Annotated in this window: 1 pseudogene; it reads right to left on the bottom strand. The window is 75.7% G+C overall.

Features of this window, described 5'->3' with window-relative positions:
• Window positions 1-92: 92 nt before the first annotated feature.
• Window positions 93-445 (bottom strand): annotated as a pseudogene (locus LPA54_RS38920) (hypothetical protein); the annotation flags it as partial.

Raw genomic sequence — 445 nt, 5'->3', positions numbered from 1 at the left:
GTCCGCAGCGGGGCACCGCGGCCGGAAGCGGCCTTGCCTTCGGACGGCGGCAGCAGGACAAGCACAGATACTCCTTCGGTCGAGCTCGCCTGTCAGGGTACGGCGTGGCCCGCGGACCCCTGCGGGGCGGCGGCGAGCGCCCGGACCAGGCCCTCGGCGTCGTCGGCGTGGAAGCGGACCACGCGCACGTCCCGGGTGCGGCCGAGGAACGACCGGTGCGCGACCGGCTCCGCGAGCTCCACCGTCACGGTCGTCCGCGAGCCGACGGCGAGGTTCAGCTCCCCGTCCGCCGGTTCGTGCGTCATCCGCAGCTCACGCCGCACGGAGGCGATCCGCTCCCGCGGTATCCGCAGATCGACGAGGACGGCCCGGCGGACCCGCAGCCCGTCGGGCCCGACGACGTGCGGCCGTACGGCGGAGGCGGCGTGCAGGGCGACGACGAGGA

The sequence above is a fragment of the Streptomyces sp. DH12 genome, from assembly GCF_020873895.1.
Taxonomy (GTDB): Bacteria; Actinomycetota; Actinomycetes; order Streptomycetales; family Streptomycetaceae; genus Streptomyces.
Note: the sequence above shows the minus strand (reverse complement) of the source record. Positions and strands in the feature narration are given on the sequence as shown.